The sequence below is a fragment of the Facklamia languida CCUG 37842 genome, from assembly GCF_000245795.1.
GTDB classification, from domain to species: Bacteria; Bacillota; Bacilli; order Lactobacillales; family Aerococcaceae; genus Facklamia; species Facklamia languida.
The window spans coordinates 410,057-425,008 of record NZ_JH601133.1; the positions used below are offsets into that span (position 1 = coordinate 410,057).

Sequence of the window (14,952 nt, forward strand, 5' to 3'; positions counted from 1 at the left end):
CCCTTTAAAAGCGTTAAAATAGCACATATTAATAAAACTAATAAATCAGGTGTTCAATGTGGAAAGTGTTATTACCTTCGAAACAGCTCGTCAACTCGACCGCCCCTGCTTCATCGATGTGAGAAGCCCAAGAGAATTTGAAACAGGTCACATCTATCAAGCCATTAACTTACCAGTCATGGATAATTTGACCCATGAAGCGGTCGGCACTTTATATAAAAAGGTTAGCCCTCAAGCAGCCAAGGCACGTGCTATTCGTTATATGAGTGACCAGTTGCCGCTATATTTCAATCGAGTGCAACGATTAATGGCCGACTACCAACTCGTCTTTTATTGTAAGTCGGGAGGCTTTCGTTCTTCATCAATTTTTGGCCTATTAACGGGTTTAGGTGAACCTGTCTACCAACTTAAAGGGGGGTATAAGGCCTACCGAAACTATTCAAACAATACCTTGTCAACCATAGCCAGTCAATTTGATTTTGTCTGCTTGAATGGACTTACTGGAACGGGAAAGACTGAAATTCTCCACCAACTCAAACAAAGGGGCCAACAAGTCTTAGACCTGGAAGCGATCGCCTGTCATCGGGGATCGCACTTCGGTCATGTTGGCCTTCCCGCCCAACCTAGCCAAAAGAACTATGAAGCTCATTTGCTGCACATCCTTCAATCATTCGATCAAAAGTTAGTCTTTCTTGAAGGCGAAAGTGCCAGTATTGGCAAAGTCCATACTCCACTTCCCCTACTTGAAGCCTACCAATCTTCTCCTCACCAAGTCTTTATCGAGTCTTCTCTCTCATTGCGGATCCATCGTATCCAGTCAGAATACTTAAAACCTGATCAACCTCATCAGATCGAGGACTTGATCCAGACCTTAGAAAGTATGGACAAAATGAACCCAGACCGACGTCAACAGGCAATCAATAAATTAAAAGAAGGGGATTCAGCGAGTGTGATTGAAGACCTCATGGTCCACTACTATGATCCGCACTACCATATCACCAAGAAACAGTTTGAATTATCACTTGATAATAGTGACTCTACGCGAGCAGCCCAAGAGCTCATCCGTTTCTATTCATAACTAAAGCCCCAAGCTTTTGCTCGGGGCTTTTCATCTATATTTTCACTACTCAGATTATTCTTCAGCGCTTTCTTCAGTCGTTTCTGAATCAGCTGGTTCTTCGGTCGCATTTGAATCAAAAGAAGGTTTCAAATGTCCTTTTTCTGATAATTCATCAACAAATGCACGAACCTTGTCTGAGTTAAAGGCTTTAATCAATGCTTTAGTTGCTTCGCTATCCTTGTTACCTTCACGTACCACCACTTGAATGGCAAAGCGATCTTCAGGGTCTTCTTCCAAGAAGAGGGCATCCGCTGGCGTCAAGTCTAATTTCGCGATATATGTTGGATAAGAGAAGACAAGTTCAACTCCATCTTCATAGGCAGCTGGTGTATTTCCAACTTCAAGCGTGGTAAATTTTAATTGGTGAGGATTCTCTACAATATCATCCACTGTAGGGAATAAGCCGATATCTTCTGGAAGCTCAATTAAACCATAATGTGCTAGGATCAAGAGAGCACGCGCTTCATTTGTTGGGTCAGATGGAATCGCTACTTCTGCACCTTCTTCAATGTCGTCAATTGACTTATAAACGGGTGAATAGAAGCCAACAACCGCATTATAAATGGGTTGAATCGCAACCAAGTCAGCCTCTTTTTCTTTGTTAAACATTTCCATAAAAGGCATGTGTTGAGCAAAGCTTGCATAAGCTTCATCATTGAAGACCGCTTCGTTATATTGGACATTGTCTGTTACTTCAACTAATTCAATTGTGTAGGGCTCTTCAATTGCTTCTGCAGCTAATTCAACAATATCCGTCATAGGTGGGACTTGAGATGCCACCTTCAAGACAGTCTCTTCTTGGGCATATGTAACACTTGTTAATGCAGATAATCCAAAAGCAGCAACTAATCCTGTAACCAATAATTTCTTAAGCATATAATTCTCCTTTTTTATCTTCGATCTAACTGGCGGGCCCACTTCATCCCCGCCCATTGCAAGACTTGGACCAATACAATAATAATTATGATCGCGACATACATGATCTCATTCTCATACCGCTGATAGCCATATCGAATCGCAAAATCCCCAATGCCACCACCGCCAACAACCCCCATAATTGTCGAATAGGACAAAAAAGAGATAAAAGCAGTCGTAAAACCAACTAACAGGGAGGATCTCGCCTCAACGTAAAGAAATTTAAAGATCAATTGAAATAGGTTTGCCCCCAATGCATCAGCTAATTCAACGACGCCCTTGGGCACATCAAATAATGATTGTTCGACAAATCTAGCATACAAGGCCACAGCAATCACCATCATAGGAAAAGAGGCAGCAATAGGATCACCCGTTGCTCGTCCATAGACCTGCCTAATCAGCGGTTGCATAGCAACAACCAGTAATAAGAAGGGAAAGGACCGAACAACATTCACAATCAAGTTCAAGAGTTGATGCAACCACCGACTGGATGGTGTATGCCCCAGCCGTTGTCCCTTCGACGTAAGAAACAAGAGCGTTCCTAGCGGCAGTCCCACTAGTAATGCAGCTAGCGTTGCAAATCCTAGCATAATCCCTGTTTCTCCTAAACTCGCCCATAATTTAGGCCAGTAGTCTAGAATCTTTTCAATCACTTCATTCCACTCCACTACGCCAATACCTCCAAGACCTTATCATGATAAGTGCCTTCAAAACTTTTTGCTTGAGCTGAATGGTTATCCACGATATCGACCAAGCGTCCTGCTTCAATTAAGGCAACACGTTGACACAATTGTTGAACAACATCCAGTTCATGCGTAACTACTACGATCGTCATATTGAACTTTTGATGGGCAGCTCTTAAGAGATTGACCACTTCAGACGTCATGACCATGTCTAAGGCTGAAGTCGGCTCATCACACAAAAGAATTTCTGGTTTAGTTATCAAGGCGCGCGCAATCCCAACTCTTTGCTTTTGTCCACCAGACAACTGACTGGGATACTGGTGACGTTGATTTTCTAAGCCCACAAATTTCAAGACACTCTCTAAGGATAAGCTATCTTCGTAAGCATGCAATGACAGTGGGAGCAAGATGTTCTCAGCAACCGTCTTATTATTTAAGAGATTAAACTGCTGAAAAACCATTGAGATTTTCTTTCGCTTTAAGCGTAAAGCCTCTTTACTTGAAGCAGTTAGATCTTCTCCATCGATCAACACACTTCCTGTCGTTGGCTTTTCGAGCAGGTTAATAAACCGTAATAAGGTCGATTTGCCTGCGCCACTCTCACCCACTATTCCAAAAATTTCATTGGATTGGATACTTAAAGATACCCCGTCGACAGCTCGTATCTTGTGATTATTTATGTGATACTCCTTAGCGACATCAACAAGTTCGATCATTTATTCACCTTCCTTTCCTAAATATTCCCCGCCAACATGATAGCAGACTTTGACTATTTAGTAAATTCTGGAAGTAATCCTTTTCCTTTTCTTTCAATTCCAGACCCTTCTTCGGCAAGAAGTGTACTCTGCGATTATCTGTTGACAAGATTTTCACCTTTTTCGTATTAAAATGTAGTTTATCTTTATTAATTTTATTGTTACACTACATCCCGAGGTGATTTATTTTTGAAAGAACAAACAAAACCAAAACAACCAACTCGGCACACACTTTTAGCCAAATTGGCTTTACTCATTGTTGCTTTTCTTTGGGGCAGTTCGCTCACCGTCGTCAAGGATGTTTCAGCAGTTTTTAATCCCCTACTGATTCTCGCCTTACGCTTTTCCATAGCAGGGCTAATTCTAGTGGCCATCTTCTGGCGCAAGGTTAAAAACGCGACAAAAGCGGATTGGATCAACGGAATCAAAATTGGTATTTGCTTATTTGCAGCCTATACCAGTCAAACGCTGGGAGTTACCTATACCGATCCAGGACGGTCCGCCTTCTTATCCGCCTCCTACTGCGTCATCGTTCCCTTCCTTGCCTGGTGGTTAATAAGCAAAAAACCAGACAAGTTCAATCTCATTGCGGCACTCTTAGTGATTGTCGGCATTTATTTTGTTTCAATGGCTGGTAATTCCGTCTTTGAGGCTGGTAAAGATGCCGTTATTGGTGATGGATTGGCCCTAGTTAGTGGCTTCCTTTTTGCCCTACACATTGTCGCGATCACTAAATATTCTGATGGAAGAGATCCGATCTTGATGACCATTGTTCAATTTATTGTCGCAGCCCTTTTATCCTGGCCAGCAACCTTCTTATTTGAGAATAACCAAGGCCTTGAATTGACGCGACCCGCTGTTCTCGAAATGCTATACCTAGCTGTTTTATGTACTACTCTTGCAATCCTCTTGCAAAATCTCGGTCAACGCTATACCAATGAATCAACAGCTGCCATTATTCTGACCTTGGAATCCGTGTTTGGAATTATTATTCCTGTCCTTTTAGGCATCGAGCAATTAACCAAATATACTTTAATTGGCTTTAGCCTGATTTTCCTTGCAATCATCATTTCGGAGACAAAACTCAGCTTCCTACTGGACAAAGAGACTTCCTCAACGACCCAGCCATGATTTAAAATAAAAAGCGAGTAGCTTGACGCTACTCGCTTTTTTGCTTGCACAGAACTTGATTGGCTCAACTTGATGCGCTTCTCATAGCGATCCAACAAGGTCTATTTGTCTATTTAAAGTCTGCTAAATTATAGAAGACCCTTTTACCATTGTATTGAGCCAAATCACCTAATTCATCTTCAATCCTTAATAATTGATTGTATTTAGCAATCCGATCCGTTCGTGAGAGAGACCCGGTCTTAATCTGTCCCGCATTGGTCGCCACTGCAATGTCTGCAATAGTAGAATCCTCAGTCTCACCAGAACGATGCGAAATCACCGCAGTGTAGCCAGCTCTTTTAGCCATTTCAATCGCATCAAATGTCTCTGTTAGGGTTCCAATTTGGTTCACCTTAATCAAGATTGAATTCGCAACACCTTGATCAATGGCTTGCTGCAACTTGGTCGTATTGGTCACTAGCAAGTCATCCCCCACTAATTGAACTCTTTGGCCCAAGCGTTGAGTCAAAAGTTCCCAACCTTCCCAATCATTCTCATCCATCCCATCTTCGATTGAAATAATCGGGTATTTATTGACTAACTCTTCAAGATAATCCACTTGCTGGCTTGAAGTTCGTTTAGATCCTTCTGGCCCTTCAAATAGGGAATAATCATAAACGCCCTCTTCATAAAATTCAGATGCCGCACAATCAAACCCAAGGAAGACTTCTTCTCCTGGACGATAACCCGCTTGTTGGATCGCCTCAAGAATGGTTTCCACGCCATCTTCAGTCGACTCGAATCGAGGGGCAAATCCTCCTTCATCACCGACTGACGTCTCAAGACCGCGTTCTTTCAGAAGTTTCTTCAATTGATGGAAGATTTCAGCTCCCCAGCGTAATCCTTCTTTAAAGCTTTCTGCTCCAACCGGCAAAATCATAAATTCTTGGAAAGCGATCGGAGCATCTGAATGAGATCCTCCATTGACAATATTCATCATGGGAACAGGTAATTCCTTAGTGTTAAAGCCACCGAGATATTGGTAGAGTGGAATATCCAAATAATCAGCCGCTGCTCGAGCACAAGCAATCGATACCCCGAGAATCGCATTGGCACCTAGCTTCCCTTTATTTTCAGTTCCATCCATTTCAATCATGACTTGGTCGATTGCTTGTTGGTCAAGAACATCATAACCTAGAAGGGCTGCTGCAATCACATGGTTTACATTATCCACAGCCTTGGAAACCCCTTTACCACCGTAGCGGTCTTCATCACCGTCTCTTAATTCAACCGCCTCATGTTCACCTGTTGAAGCACCTGAAGGGACCATTCCTCTACCAAAGGCCCCACTTTCTGTATAAACTTCCACTTCAATCGTCGGATTTCCTCTTGAATCGAGCACTTCACGCGCATAAACATCTGTAATATAGGACATATTTTTTTCGCTCCTTTTTGATTATCGAAACAAGACTGCTTCAGCTTCATTGTATGCATTCATCACTTAAAATTCAATTAATCACTCAACTCATGGTTTGCTTTCACAATCAAGGACTGGCCTGTCATTTCAGCTGGTTGTGGAAGATGAAGCAGATCCAGCATAGTTGGCGCAATATCACAAAGTTGGCCATCTTCTCTTAACTGGATGCCAGCTTGAGTTACAATGACCGGCACTGGGACAGTTGTATGCGCTGTATGGGGTTTGCCTTCCTCAGTCGTCATCGTCTCAGCATTCCCATGATCCGCAAAGATAATTGCCTTTCCTCCCTTAGCTAGTATGGCATCGACAACTAGTCCCAAGTTCTCATCTACTGCCTCAATCGCTCTAATCGTCGGTTGTAATTGCCCTGAATGCCCCACCATATCAGGATTAGCAAAGTTCAAGATTATCGCATCATACTGGTCCTCTTGGATGGATTGATGAAGGGCCTGACCAACTTCATACGCGGACATCTCTGGCTTGAGATCATAAGTGGCCACTTTGGGTGATGGGATGAGAATACGGTCTTCACCTGGAAACTCTTCATTACTTCCCCCATTCATGAAGAAAGTCACATGGGGATATTTCTCGGTCTCAGCAATACGTAACTGCTTAAGCCCTGCCTTGGATAGGACTTCCCCGAGAACATTCTTAAGCTGAATAGGGGGAAAAGCCACATCCGCCTTCATTCCGTCTTGATAATGTGTCATGGTTACCAACTTCAGATTTTGCAAACCGGATCCCCGATCAAAATAGGGCCAATCCTCTTGGGTTAAGGCATTGGATAATTGAATCGCCCGATCAGGTCTAAAGTTAAAGAAAATCACCGCATCCTTGTCAGAAATAGCTGCTGTTGGATGCCCCTCAGAGCCAATGACCGAGGGCACAATAAACTCATCGGTCACACCCTGCAGATAACTTTGCTCAACCGCCTGATAGGCACTTTCAAAATACTTACCTTGACCCTTTACTAAAGCATCATAGGCTAATTGAAGGCGTTCCCACCGCTTATCTCGGTCCATGGCATAATAGCGACCTGAAACTGTAGCGATCTCACCCAGCCCGACCTTCGTTAAATGACTCTCGATTTGTTCGATATAGGAGAGACCTGCCTTCGGGTCAACATCACGACCATCCATAAAAGCATGGATATATAATTTTTGAATCCCTTTTGCTTTAGCCAAGTCAACTAATGCCATCAAGTGATGGATATGGCTATGAACTCCCCCATCCGACAATAAGCCCATCAGGTGAAGATTAGACCCCTCGGTCTTCACATGGTCAAAAGCCCGATTAAAAGCCGCATTCGATTGAAATTCCCCCGTCTTAATGGCTTGATCAATACGAGTTAAACTCTGATAGACAACTCGACCAGCTCCAATATTAGTGTGACCTACCTCTGAATTTCCCATTTGACCCTCCGGTAAGCCAACTGCTAATCCTGAGGCTTTGAGACAGGCATGGGGGAAAGTATTGTAATAGCGGTCAAAGTTTGGCTTATGTGCTTGAGCCACCGCATTTCCTTCAACATGATGCTCGCGCCAGCCAAAACCATCTAAAATTATAATGGCAACTGGAGATTTGGTCATTACTTACTCGCCTCCAATAAGTCTAAAAAAGATTGAACCTCTAAACTTGCGCCTCCGACAAGGGCACCATCCACATCAGGTGCTTGAAGATATTCCCCAATGTTCGCAGGCTTAACCGAACCACCGTAAAGTATGTGCACTTTGTTGGCCACTTCTTCACTAAATTCTTGTGCGATGACTTGACGTATCGCCTGACACATCCGCTGAGCATCCTCTTGTGTGGCGGATTGCCCAGTTCCAATCGCCCAGATGGGTTCATAAGCAATCATCAAATTCTGTACTTGATCTAGGGTTAACCCTTTGATGGCAGCTTTTATCTGGTCTGCTACAAATGAGCTGGCTTGGCCGGCCTGATAGGTCTCCAGGCTTTCACCACAACAGATAATTGGGACCATCCCGTTCGCAAAAATTGCTTGGGCTTTCTGGTTAATTTCTTGATCGGATTCATGGAAATATTGACGACGCTCCGAATGTCCAATGATGACATGACTGACGCCAATGCTTGCTAGAGCACTTGGACTATTCTCTCCTGTATAAGCACCTTTGTTTTCCCAAAAGCAATTCTGTGCGGCTAATTGGATGGGTGTATCTTCTAAGGCTTCGCTTAAGGTCGTCAAATAGACAGCCGGTGCGCCAATGATCGCAACATGTGAATCATCGACTGGCAATGAGTCTGGTAACCCTTCTATAAAAGAATAAACTTCCTCAATCTGCTTGTTCATCTTCCAATTTCCAGCAATAATTTTTTTCCGTGACATTGTCTTCTCCCTTCATCATTAAAGGTCATCTATTGCAACTAAACCAGGCAATTCGCTTCCCTCCAGATAAGTCAGTGAAGCCCCGCCTCCAGTTGAAATATGTGTGAATTGATCTTCGAAACCTAACTGGCTAACAGCAGCTGCTGAATCACCGCCCCCAACAATCGTAGTCGCATCTTGCAACTGAGCAATTGCACGACAGAGACCAACTGTCCCCTTAGCAAAATTCGCCATCTCAAACACGCCCATTGGGCCATTCCAAACCACCGTCGCTGCGTCCTGTAAAGTTTCGGTAAACAGCTCAATTGATTTTGGTCCAATATCCATCCCCATCTCTTCCGCTGGAATTTGATTAGAGGGTACTACATGATGGTCTGCTTCATTTGAGAATTCTTTAGCGACCACTGTGTCCACTGGTAAGACCAACTTATCTCCTGCTTGCTCTAAGATTTCCTTGGCAATGGCTAAGCGGTCGTCTTCACAAATTGATTGTCCTATTTCCCATCCTTTGGCCTTGAAGAATGTATAGGCCATACCCCCACCGATAATAATCTTATCGGCCTTCTGGATAAGGTTCTCAATCACTTTGATTTTATCAGAGACTTTGGCGCCTCCTAGAATCGCGACAAAGGGACGCTTGGGTTGGTCAACCGCTTCACCCAAGAATTGAACCTCCTTTTCCATCAAGAAGCCAATAGCGGATTCTAAATGCTGGGCAATCCCTACATTTGAAGCGTGAGCACGATGGGCTGTTCCAAAAGCATCATTAACAAACAAATCCCCCAGAGAGGCCCAATATTTGCCTAATTCCTCGTCATTCTTCGATTCTTTCTTACCATCTAAGTCTTCAAAGCGGGTATTTTGCACTAAGACAACTTCCCCTTCTTTAAGTGATTGGATCGCTGATTCTAACTCACTACCACGAGTTTGTGGGCAAAAAGTAACCTCTTGATCCAATAACTCTGCTAATCTTTTGGCAACTGGTTGGAGATCACGGTCAGGGTTTTCGATATCTTCTGCTTGTTTGATCTTTCCGAGGTGAGAAAATAAGACGACCTTCGCTTGATGATCAATCAGATATTGAATCGTTTCTAAAGCAGCCACAATTCGCTTATCATCCGTTATTCGGCCGGATTGCATGGGAACATTAAAATCAACCCTCACCAAAACGGTATTTCCCTTTACTGAAAGATCTTTAATGGTTTTTTTTGTCATTTAAATTCCTCCCTTACAAAAAGCGGAGAAGCGCGAAAGCTTCCCCGCCAGTCTGGCTTTTAAATTAGTTTAAATCTACAAAATATTCTAAAGTTGAGATCATATTCGCTGTGAAACCATACTCATTATCATACCATGCCGCGGTTAGGACAATTTGGTCATCCCCTTCGCCCATAACCTTCGTTAGGGTTGCATCAAAAACAGAACCTGCTGGATAACCGATGATATCAGCTGATACAACTTCATCTTCTTCATAAACAAAAGCATCCGAAGCATGTTTCTTCATCGCAGCATTAATCTCTTCACTCGTTACTTCTTTATCTAAGACCGCATATAACTCTGTCAGCGAACCCGTAATAGTTGGTACTCTAAGAGCAGCCCCATCAATCTTTCCATCTAATTCAGGGATTACTTTACCGATCGCCTTAGCTGCTCCAGTAGAAGCTGGAATAATTGAGAAGGCACCCGCACGATTCTTACGTCCTCCTGGAGAATCTTGGAGTTTTTGTGTTGCTGTATAAGCGTGAACGGTTACCATTTGGCCAGATTTTAAGCCAAACTCATCATTTAAAACTTTGACCATTGGTGCTAAACAGTTTGTCGTACAAGAGGCAGCAGAGACAATCACATCATCCGCCGAAAGTTCCTGGTGGTTCACTCCATATACGATCGTTTTGGTGACTTGATCTTTAGCGGGAGCTGAAATTAAGACCCGCTTTGCGCCTGCATCAATATGTGCTTGGGCTTTTTCAGCTGAATTATAAAAGCCTGTACACTCTAAGACAAATTCAACACCTAATTGATCCCAAGGTAATTTAGATGCGTCCTTTTCTTCGAATGCTTTGATTTCTTTGCCATCAACCACTAATACATCGCCCTTAGCTTCCACTGAATATGGGAAACGTCCTTGAGCTGAATCATACTTTAATAGATAGGCTAAATCTTCATTATCTGTCAAGTCATTAATAGCCACAACCTCTAAATCGGATCCCTTTTCTAAAATCCGGCGAAGTGCTAACCGTCCAATCCGACCAAACCCATTAATTGCAATCTTAGTTGACATCAATTTTTCCCCCTTAGGATTTATTATTTAATTGGGTTTCCCCATTTAAAACTTGATAAGCGAGGCTTTTTTCGCAGATGAGAATCACCTGCTCTTTCTCTTGTTTTAACAATTGGAAGAAGCCTCGGGTAGCAAGTGCTTTATGACCACCCGCTACTATGGTTAATATTAACGGAAAACGCTGTAAATCTTCAAGCTGGACGCCTATTCTTGGTAAAGAAAAAATCACTTCACCGTCCCGATTGTAAAAAGTGCCAAAGGCTTCCCCCACAACCTGCTTTTGCGTGATCAAATCCTGCTCTTCAGAACTCAATTGCCGCCTACCCGCCATCACCTGAGCTGAGCCTACACTTAGTAAGATGGCTTGTGCTTGACGACTGCGAGTCAAGACTTCTTGAATAGATGGGTCTTGCTGAACTTCCTGATAGGCTGTTTGGGACATTGAATCAGGCAGATAGAGGGGTAAATAAGTCCCCTTCGTTGCTTGCGCCATCAAACCTGCAACTGTATTAGATTGAATATGAAAGGTCCCTGACACGCCTCCACGACACGAGACAAAGGTCACAGGCCGTGCCCGTGTCAAATCAGGTGTCAAATACTGAGCAAGATTAGCAAGTGTCGTACCTCCTGTCACAGCCACATCAATCGGTCCACTTGTTTCTTCCGCCAAAAGAGTCTGGACTTGAAGCGCAAGCGCTTGGAAGGTGTCTAATGAATCAGAGGAAGCTTGATCAACCAGGTAGCATCTTTTTAATCCCAGCTCTTCTTCGAGTGCCCGTTCCATCGCTCTTCTTTGGTCCGAACTGACCCCAGGGTCTGACACCAGTCTTTCAAGGACAAGCCGTCCTTCTTCTTGCAACTCAATTCCTAGCCGCGTCACATCGATCAAGGCTTGGTCTCGCAAGACAGCTAATTGAGTACGTAAAGACCGTTCACTCATTTGAACCTCTTGGGCAAGAAGCTTGCGCCCTATAGGGGAAGATTGTTGACTCAAGAGATCCAATATTCTGAGTCTGACCGCCATTAAACCTTTTAATTCTGGGACAAGTCTTAATAAAGTCTCCTCCATAGTCTGCACCTCCTCAGACGGTCCATAAACGACCATCAACTTCAGTGGAAAAATGCCTTTCACAATCTCATTATACCCTTCACGCAAAAAACTGCAAGGAATAAGAATTCGTTCAGTTGGGCGTTAATCGACCACCAATTGACTTGAAGAGTCCACTCTGTCCAATAATATCCAGGTCATAGAAAAAGAGCAGGATACCCTGCTCTTTAACACTTATTTCGTTTTTTTATCGGATTGAGCCTTGCGATTCTCCATCACTTCGTCAACCAAACCATATTCTTTTGCCTGATCAGCACTCATAAAATTATCACGATCAGTATCACGGTTAATCACATCTAAAGGTTGCCCTGTTGCTTCACTCAAAATTTGGTTGAGTCGTTCACGGGTCTTAAGGATATGGCGAGCCGCAATCTCAATCTCAGTCGCTTGGCCTTGAGCACCACCTAAAGGCTGATGAATCATGACTTCCGCATTTGGAAGTGCAAACCGTTTTCCCTTGGTCCCTGCAGCTAATAGAACAGAAGCCATTGAAGCAGCCATTCCGATCACGATCGTTTGGACATCCGCCTTAATAAAATTCATGGTATCAAAAATCGCAAGTCCTGCTGTAACACTACCTCCAGGAGAATTAATATATAGATAGATATCCTTATCTGGATCTTGGGCATCTAAAAATAACAGTTGGGCAATTACAGAGTTGGCCATATTATCATCGACTGGACCAGACAACATCACAATTCGGTCCTTTAAAAGACGTGAATAAATATCATAGGCACGTTCCCCTCTGGATGTTTGTTCAATCACTGTTGGAACTAAATTCATTATATCTCCTCCTAGTCATTTCAAGAAATCTGCACGCGTTCAGTATACCTCATAGGTCAAGAAAGGTCAAGAAAAGTAGCTGTTCAATCCATCTAGCTTGATCGACTTTTTATGACAAGCCTGTGGAATCCCATCAAATCAAAAAAGCTAAGGACGAATTGTCACTTAGCTCTGGAATTTGCTGAGATAGCTGATTATCTTATTGATTCAATTAGTCGGCTGACTTGCTGGTAACTTCTTTACCATCATAATAACCGCAAGCTGAACACACTCGGTGGCTTAATTTTAATTCGCCACATTCAGGACACGCATTCATACCTGGGACATTTAATTTAAAATGTGTACGACGTTTTCTTTTAACTGATTTAGATGTTCTTCTCTTTGGAACTGCCATCTTCTACACCTCCTGAAATATCAATGACTAATTCTGGTCATCTGATTTTATTTTTAACGTTTTTAAGGCTGCAAACCGAGGATCCTCTTCCTCTTTCTTGGCTGCTTGCTGCATCTTATAAGACTCCTCACTTATAACTTTCCAGTCTTGACCAGAAGGTAAATCCTGGTCCTCTTCATCCTCCCCAATGACCCTAACCGGGAGATTTAAGACGAGGTTATCTACAACTGAATCAGCAAGGTCAATCTGATCGTCCTCAAGTCCGATCGTCACCTCTTCATAATCCTGAGCATTCGTATCATGTGCTTGATCGACGTAGCGTTCTTTGACTTTTACCGTCAAAGGAACTACCACAGGTTTAAGACTCCGGGTTGAAGGTAAGGTTACCTTCGTAGTCATCTCATAATGAAGAATGATTGCCCCATCTTGCAAAAGGAAATAGCCATCTGCTTGAACCTTTTCTAAATGAAGTATATCCGTCTTTCTTCGATTCATCCGTCCCGTAATATCAATCTCTTCACTAAAAGAAAGAAGATCGCCACCACGGCATGCTTCATAAATCTTTTGAACGGTCCATTTCATTACTATCACCTCTAAAACGACAAAAATTATTATACTTAAGAAACAATTACTTGTCAATATCTCTTTCCCTTCAAAGAGGGTGTTCAAGAGCCATCAAATTCAAAAATAACCTCGATCCCACTTTATTAAAAGGGGCGGTGGATAGGGTGACGTGCGATGATCTGGTCTTCCAATTGATGATTAAGATTCACTTGGTAGACACGGTCCGCTCGCAACATCAGACGATAAGCAGGTTCTATTACTTTAGAAAGATTACTGAACAATTTAATTCTTTCAGATTGGAACCCCGTTAGAAAGCTTCGCCCTTGTTGGTTAAAAGCCAGAATTCGGATGGGAGAGGTCGCTTGTCTCAACTGTAGATAGTCCTGCCATTCCTCTTTAGTTAAGTGTAACAAAATCTGAAGAAGTTTTCTTTGAATGGCTAATCGTGTCCAGCGTGGCGAAACTAAGGATTGAACCAAGTCTTGCCAGGAATTGGATTCAAGGGCTTTTTGGTAGATGACTCTCTCAAACCCTTCATCGACCGACTGTATGGTTCTTAAATGACCCGGACCAGATGAAAGAATTGCGTAACGTAAGAGGGGAAAATAATCGGACCAGGTAACCTGTGGTTGAGTGGATAGTTTATGCCAACTCGCCAGGGGTAGATTTTGTCTTAAAGCTTGCGCATCTGCTGGCAAGCTGCGAATTTGACTAGCAGATAGGATAGCTTCGGGCACAAAACCCTTTGGAAGATCCAAGGCCTGAGCAAGTTGATCTGGATCTTGGCAGCGTCTAATTGCAAGTGGTTGAACCCCACTTCCCTGCAAGTGCTTGAGATATTGAATCGCTAAAATATGGTTACTTAAATGAGGATCAAAGTTAAATTCCCTATCCTCACCTTCGAGTGCTTGATCCATTATTAGCTGGTGCGCTTTACTATAGGAGAACCCTTCCTTAATGAAGCCTGAAATCTTTGCATCAATAAGCGGTTGATGGTTCACCACAAAGTCATGGTAGTCCAGCAAATCTTGTAATCCAGCAGATTCAGTTCCAAAGACTAAATGATCCACACCTAAAGCCTTAACCACTTCCATTGCATAGAAGGCAAAATAATCAGCTGCTTGTAGACTGGCTTCCAAAGGCAACTCTAGTACTAAGTCTGCCCCGTGTCCAAGAGCTAATTCCGCTCGCTGCCACTTATCAAGAATAGCAAATTCACCACGTTGAACAATATTGCCGCTCATTAGGACCACGATACAATCGGCTCCAGTCTGACGACGTGCCTCCTTGAGTTGATAGGCATGGCCAAAATGGAACGGATTATATTCTGCAACAATGGCAGTTGTCTTCATGAGACCCCTCCTACTCTTGATCTAGCTAGCTTACTGAGATGTCTCTCCATCAACCAGCTATTATCT

15 protein-coding genes are annotated in these 14,952 nt (G+C 43.1%); 2 read left to right on the forward strand and 13 right to left on the reverse strand.

Going from position 1 to position 14,952, the window contains the following annotated elements:
- Window positions 1-58: 58 nt before the first annotated feature.
- Window positions 59-1,078, forward strand: coding sequence for a tRNA 2-selenouridine(34) synthase MnmH (gene mnmH, locus HMPREF9708_RS01900; protein ID WP_006308335.1), 1,020 nt, complete (start codon window positions 59-61; stop codon window positions 1,076-1,078).
- 54 nt (window positions 1,079-1,132) lie between these two features.
- Here mnmH and HMPREF9708_RS01905 read toward each other — a convergent pair whose 3' ends face one another.
- From HMPREF9708_RS01905 to HMPREF9708_RS01915, 3 genes are read right to left on the reverse strand one after another with little or no spacing between them, the layout of a single operon-like run.
- Window positions 1,133-1,996, reverse strand: coding sequence for a MetQ/NlpA family ABC transporter substrate-binding protein (locus tag HMPREF9708_RS01905; RefSeq protein ID WP_006308336.1), 864 nt, complete (start codon window positions 1,994-1,996; stop codon window positions 1,133-1,135).
- A gap of 14 nt (window positions 1,997-2,010) precedes the next feature.
- Window positions 2,011-2,703: a methionine ABC transporter permease gene (locus HMPREF9708_RS01910; protein ID WP_006308338.1), complete on the reverse strand. Its 693-nt coding sequence runs from the start codon at window positions 2,701-2,703 to the stop codon at window positions 2,011-2,013.
- The gene (locus tag HMPREF9708_RS01915) at window positions 2,703-3,434 is read right to left on the reverse strand and encodes a methionine ABC transporter ATP-binding protein (protein ID WP_006308339.1); all 732 of its coding nucleotides are present in this window, start codon (window positions 3,432-3,434) and stop codon (window positions 2,703-2,705) included. The genes HMPREF9708_RS01910 and HMPREF9708_RS01915 overlap by 1 nt, the downstream gene beginning before the upstream one ends.
- 228 nt (window positions 3,435-3,662) lie before the next feature.
- Between HMPREF9708_RS01915 and HMPREF9708_RS01920 the strand changes: the two genes are divergently transcribed.
- Window positions 3,663-4,604: a DMT family transporter gene (locus tag HMPREF9708_RS01920; RefSeq protein WP_006308340.1), complete on the forward strand. Its 942-nt coding sequence runs from the start codon at window positions 3,663-3,665 to the stop codon at window positions 4,602-4,604.
- Window positions 4,605-4,713: 109 nt separating this feature from the next.
- On the opposite strand, the gene eno is transcribed toward HMPREF9708_RS01920, so the two are convergent.
- The 10 genes from eno to HMPREF9708_RS01965 form a co-directional block, all read right to left on the reverse strand.
- Window positions 4,714-6,018 (reverse strand): phosphopyruvate hydratase, encoded by a 1,305-nt coding sequence (gene eno, locus HMPREF9708_RS01925; RefSeq protein WP_006308341.1) that lies wholly within the window; start codon window positions 6,016-6,018, stop codon window positions 4,714-4,716.
- A gap of 77 nt (window positions 6,019-6,095) precedes the next feature.
- Window positions 6,096-7,649 (reverse strand): 2,3-bisphosphoglycerate-independent phosphoglycerate mutase, encoded by a 1,554-nt coding sequence (gene gpmI, locus HMPREF9708_RS01930; RefSeq protein WP_006308342.1) that lies wholly within the window; start codon window positions 7,647-7,649, stop codon window positions 6,096-6,098.
- Complete coding sequence (gene tpiA, locus HMPREF9708_RS08490; RefSeq protein WP_006308343.1) at window positions 7,649-8,407, reverse strand: triose-phosphate isomerase; 759 nt, start codon at window positions 8,405-8,407, stop codon at window positions 7,649-7,651. The genes gpmI and tpiA overlap by 1 nt, the downstream gene beginning before the upstream one ends.
- A gap of 18 nt (window positions 8,408-8,425) precedes the next feature.
- Window positions 8,426-9,622 (reverse strand): phosphoglycerate kinase, encoded by a 1,197-nt coding sequence (locus tag HMPREF9708_RS08495; RefSeq protein WP_006308344.1) that lies wholly within the window; start codon window positions 9,620-9,622, stop codon window positions 8,426-8,428.
- Window positions 9,623-9,686: 64 nt separating this feature from the next.
- The gene (gap, locus tag HMPREF9708_RS01945; protein ID WP_006308345.1) at window positions 9,687-10,685 is read right to left on the reverse strand and encodes a type I glyceraldehyde-3-phosphate dehydrogenase; all 999 of its coding nucleotides are present in this window, start codon (window positions 10,683-10,685) and stop codon (window positions 9,687-9,689) included.
- A gap of 13 nt (window positions 10,686-10,698) precedes the next feature.
- The gene (locus tag HMPREF9708_RS01950) at window positions 10,699-11,754 is read right to left on the reverse strand and encodes a sugar-binding transcriptional regulator (protein ID WP_006308346.1); all 1,056 of its coding nucleotides are present in this window, start codon (window positions 11,752-11,754) and stop codon (window positions 10,699-10,701) included.
- Between the two features lie 213 nt (window positions 11,755-11,967).
- Complete coding sequence (clpP, locus tag HMPREF9708_RS01955) at window positions 11,968-12,576, reverse strand: ATP-dependent Clp endopeptidase proteolytic subunit ClpP (protein ID WP_006308347.1); 609 nt, start codon at window positions 12,574-12,576, stop codon at window positions 11,968-11,970.
- Window positions 12,577-12,787: 211 nt separating this feature from the next.
- Complete coding sequence (gene rpmF / locus HMPREF9708_RS08000; RefSeq protein WP_006308348.1) at window positions 12,788-12,970, reverse strand: 50S ribosomal protein L32; 183 nt, start codon at window positions 12,968-12,970, stop codon at window positions 12,788-12,790.
- Window positions 12,971-12,997: 27 nt separating this feature from the next.
- Window positions 12,998-13,552 (reverse strand): DUF177 domain-containing protein, encoded by a 555-nt coding sequence (locus tag HMPREF9708_RS01960; protein ID WP_006308351.1) that lies wholly within the window; start codon window positions 13,550-13,552, stop codon window positions 12,998-13,000.
- Window positions 13,553-13,677: 125 nt separating this feature from the next.
- Window positions 13,678-14,886, reverse strand: a complete 1,209-nt coding sequence (locus HMPREF9708_RS01965; protein WP_006308352.1) for a tRNA(Met) cytidine acetate ligase — start codon at window positions 14,884-14,886, stop codon at window positions 13,678-13,680.
- Between the last annotated feature and the right edge of the window lie 66 nt (window positions 14,887-14,952).

Bases quoted from the DNA above. Each gene is read 5' to 3' on its own strand.
- HMPREF9708_RS01915 (WP_006308339.1), bottom strand. From the start codon at position 3,434: ATGATCGAACTTGTTGATGTCGCTAAGGAGTATCACATAAATAATCAC.
- HMPREF9708_RS01960 (WP_006308351.1), bottom strand. From the start codon at position 13,552: ATGAAATGGACCGTTCAAAAGATTTATGAAGCATGCCGTGGTGGCGAT.
- HMPREF9708_RS08495 (WP_006308344.1), bottom strand. From the start codon at position 9,622: ATGACAAAAAAAACCATTAAAGATCTTTCAGTAAAGGGAAATACCGTT.
- HMPREF9708_RS01950 (WP_006308346.1), bottom strand. From the start codon at position 11,754: ATGGAGGAGACTTTATTAAGACTTGTCCCAGAATTAAAAGGTTTAATG.
- gpmI (WP_006308342.1), bottom strand. From the start codon at position 7,649: ATGACCAAATCTCCAGTTGCCATTATAATTTTAGATGGTTTTGGCTGG.
- gap (WP_006308345.1), bottom strand. From the start codon at position 10,685: ATGTCAACTAAGATTGCAATTAATGGGTTTGGTCGGATTGGACGGTTA.
- tpiA (WP_006308343.1), bottom strand. From the start codon at position 8,407: ATGTCACGGAAAAAAATTATTGCTGGAAATTGGAAGATGAACAAGCAG.
- HMPREF9708_RS01965 (WP_006308352.1), bottom strand. From the start codon at position 14,886: ATGAAGACAACTGCCATTGTTGCAGAATATAATCCGTTCCATTTTGGC.
- rpmF (WP_006308348.1), bottom strand. From the start codon at position 12,970: ATGGCAGTTCCAAAGAGAAGAACATCTAAATCAGTTAAAAGAAAACGT.
- clpP (WP_006308347.1), bottom strand. From the start codon at position 12,576: ATGAATTTAGTTCCAACAGTGATTGAACAAACATCCAGAGGGGAACGT.
- HMPREF9708_RS01905 (WP_006308336.1), bottom strand. From the start codon at position 1,996: ATGCTTAAGAAATTATTGGTTACAGGATTAGTTGCTGCTTTTGGATTA.
- eno (WP_006308341.1), bottom strand. From the start codon at position 6,018: ATGTCCTATATTACAGATGTTTATGCGCGTGAAGTGCTCGATTCAAGA.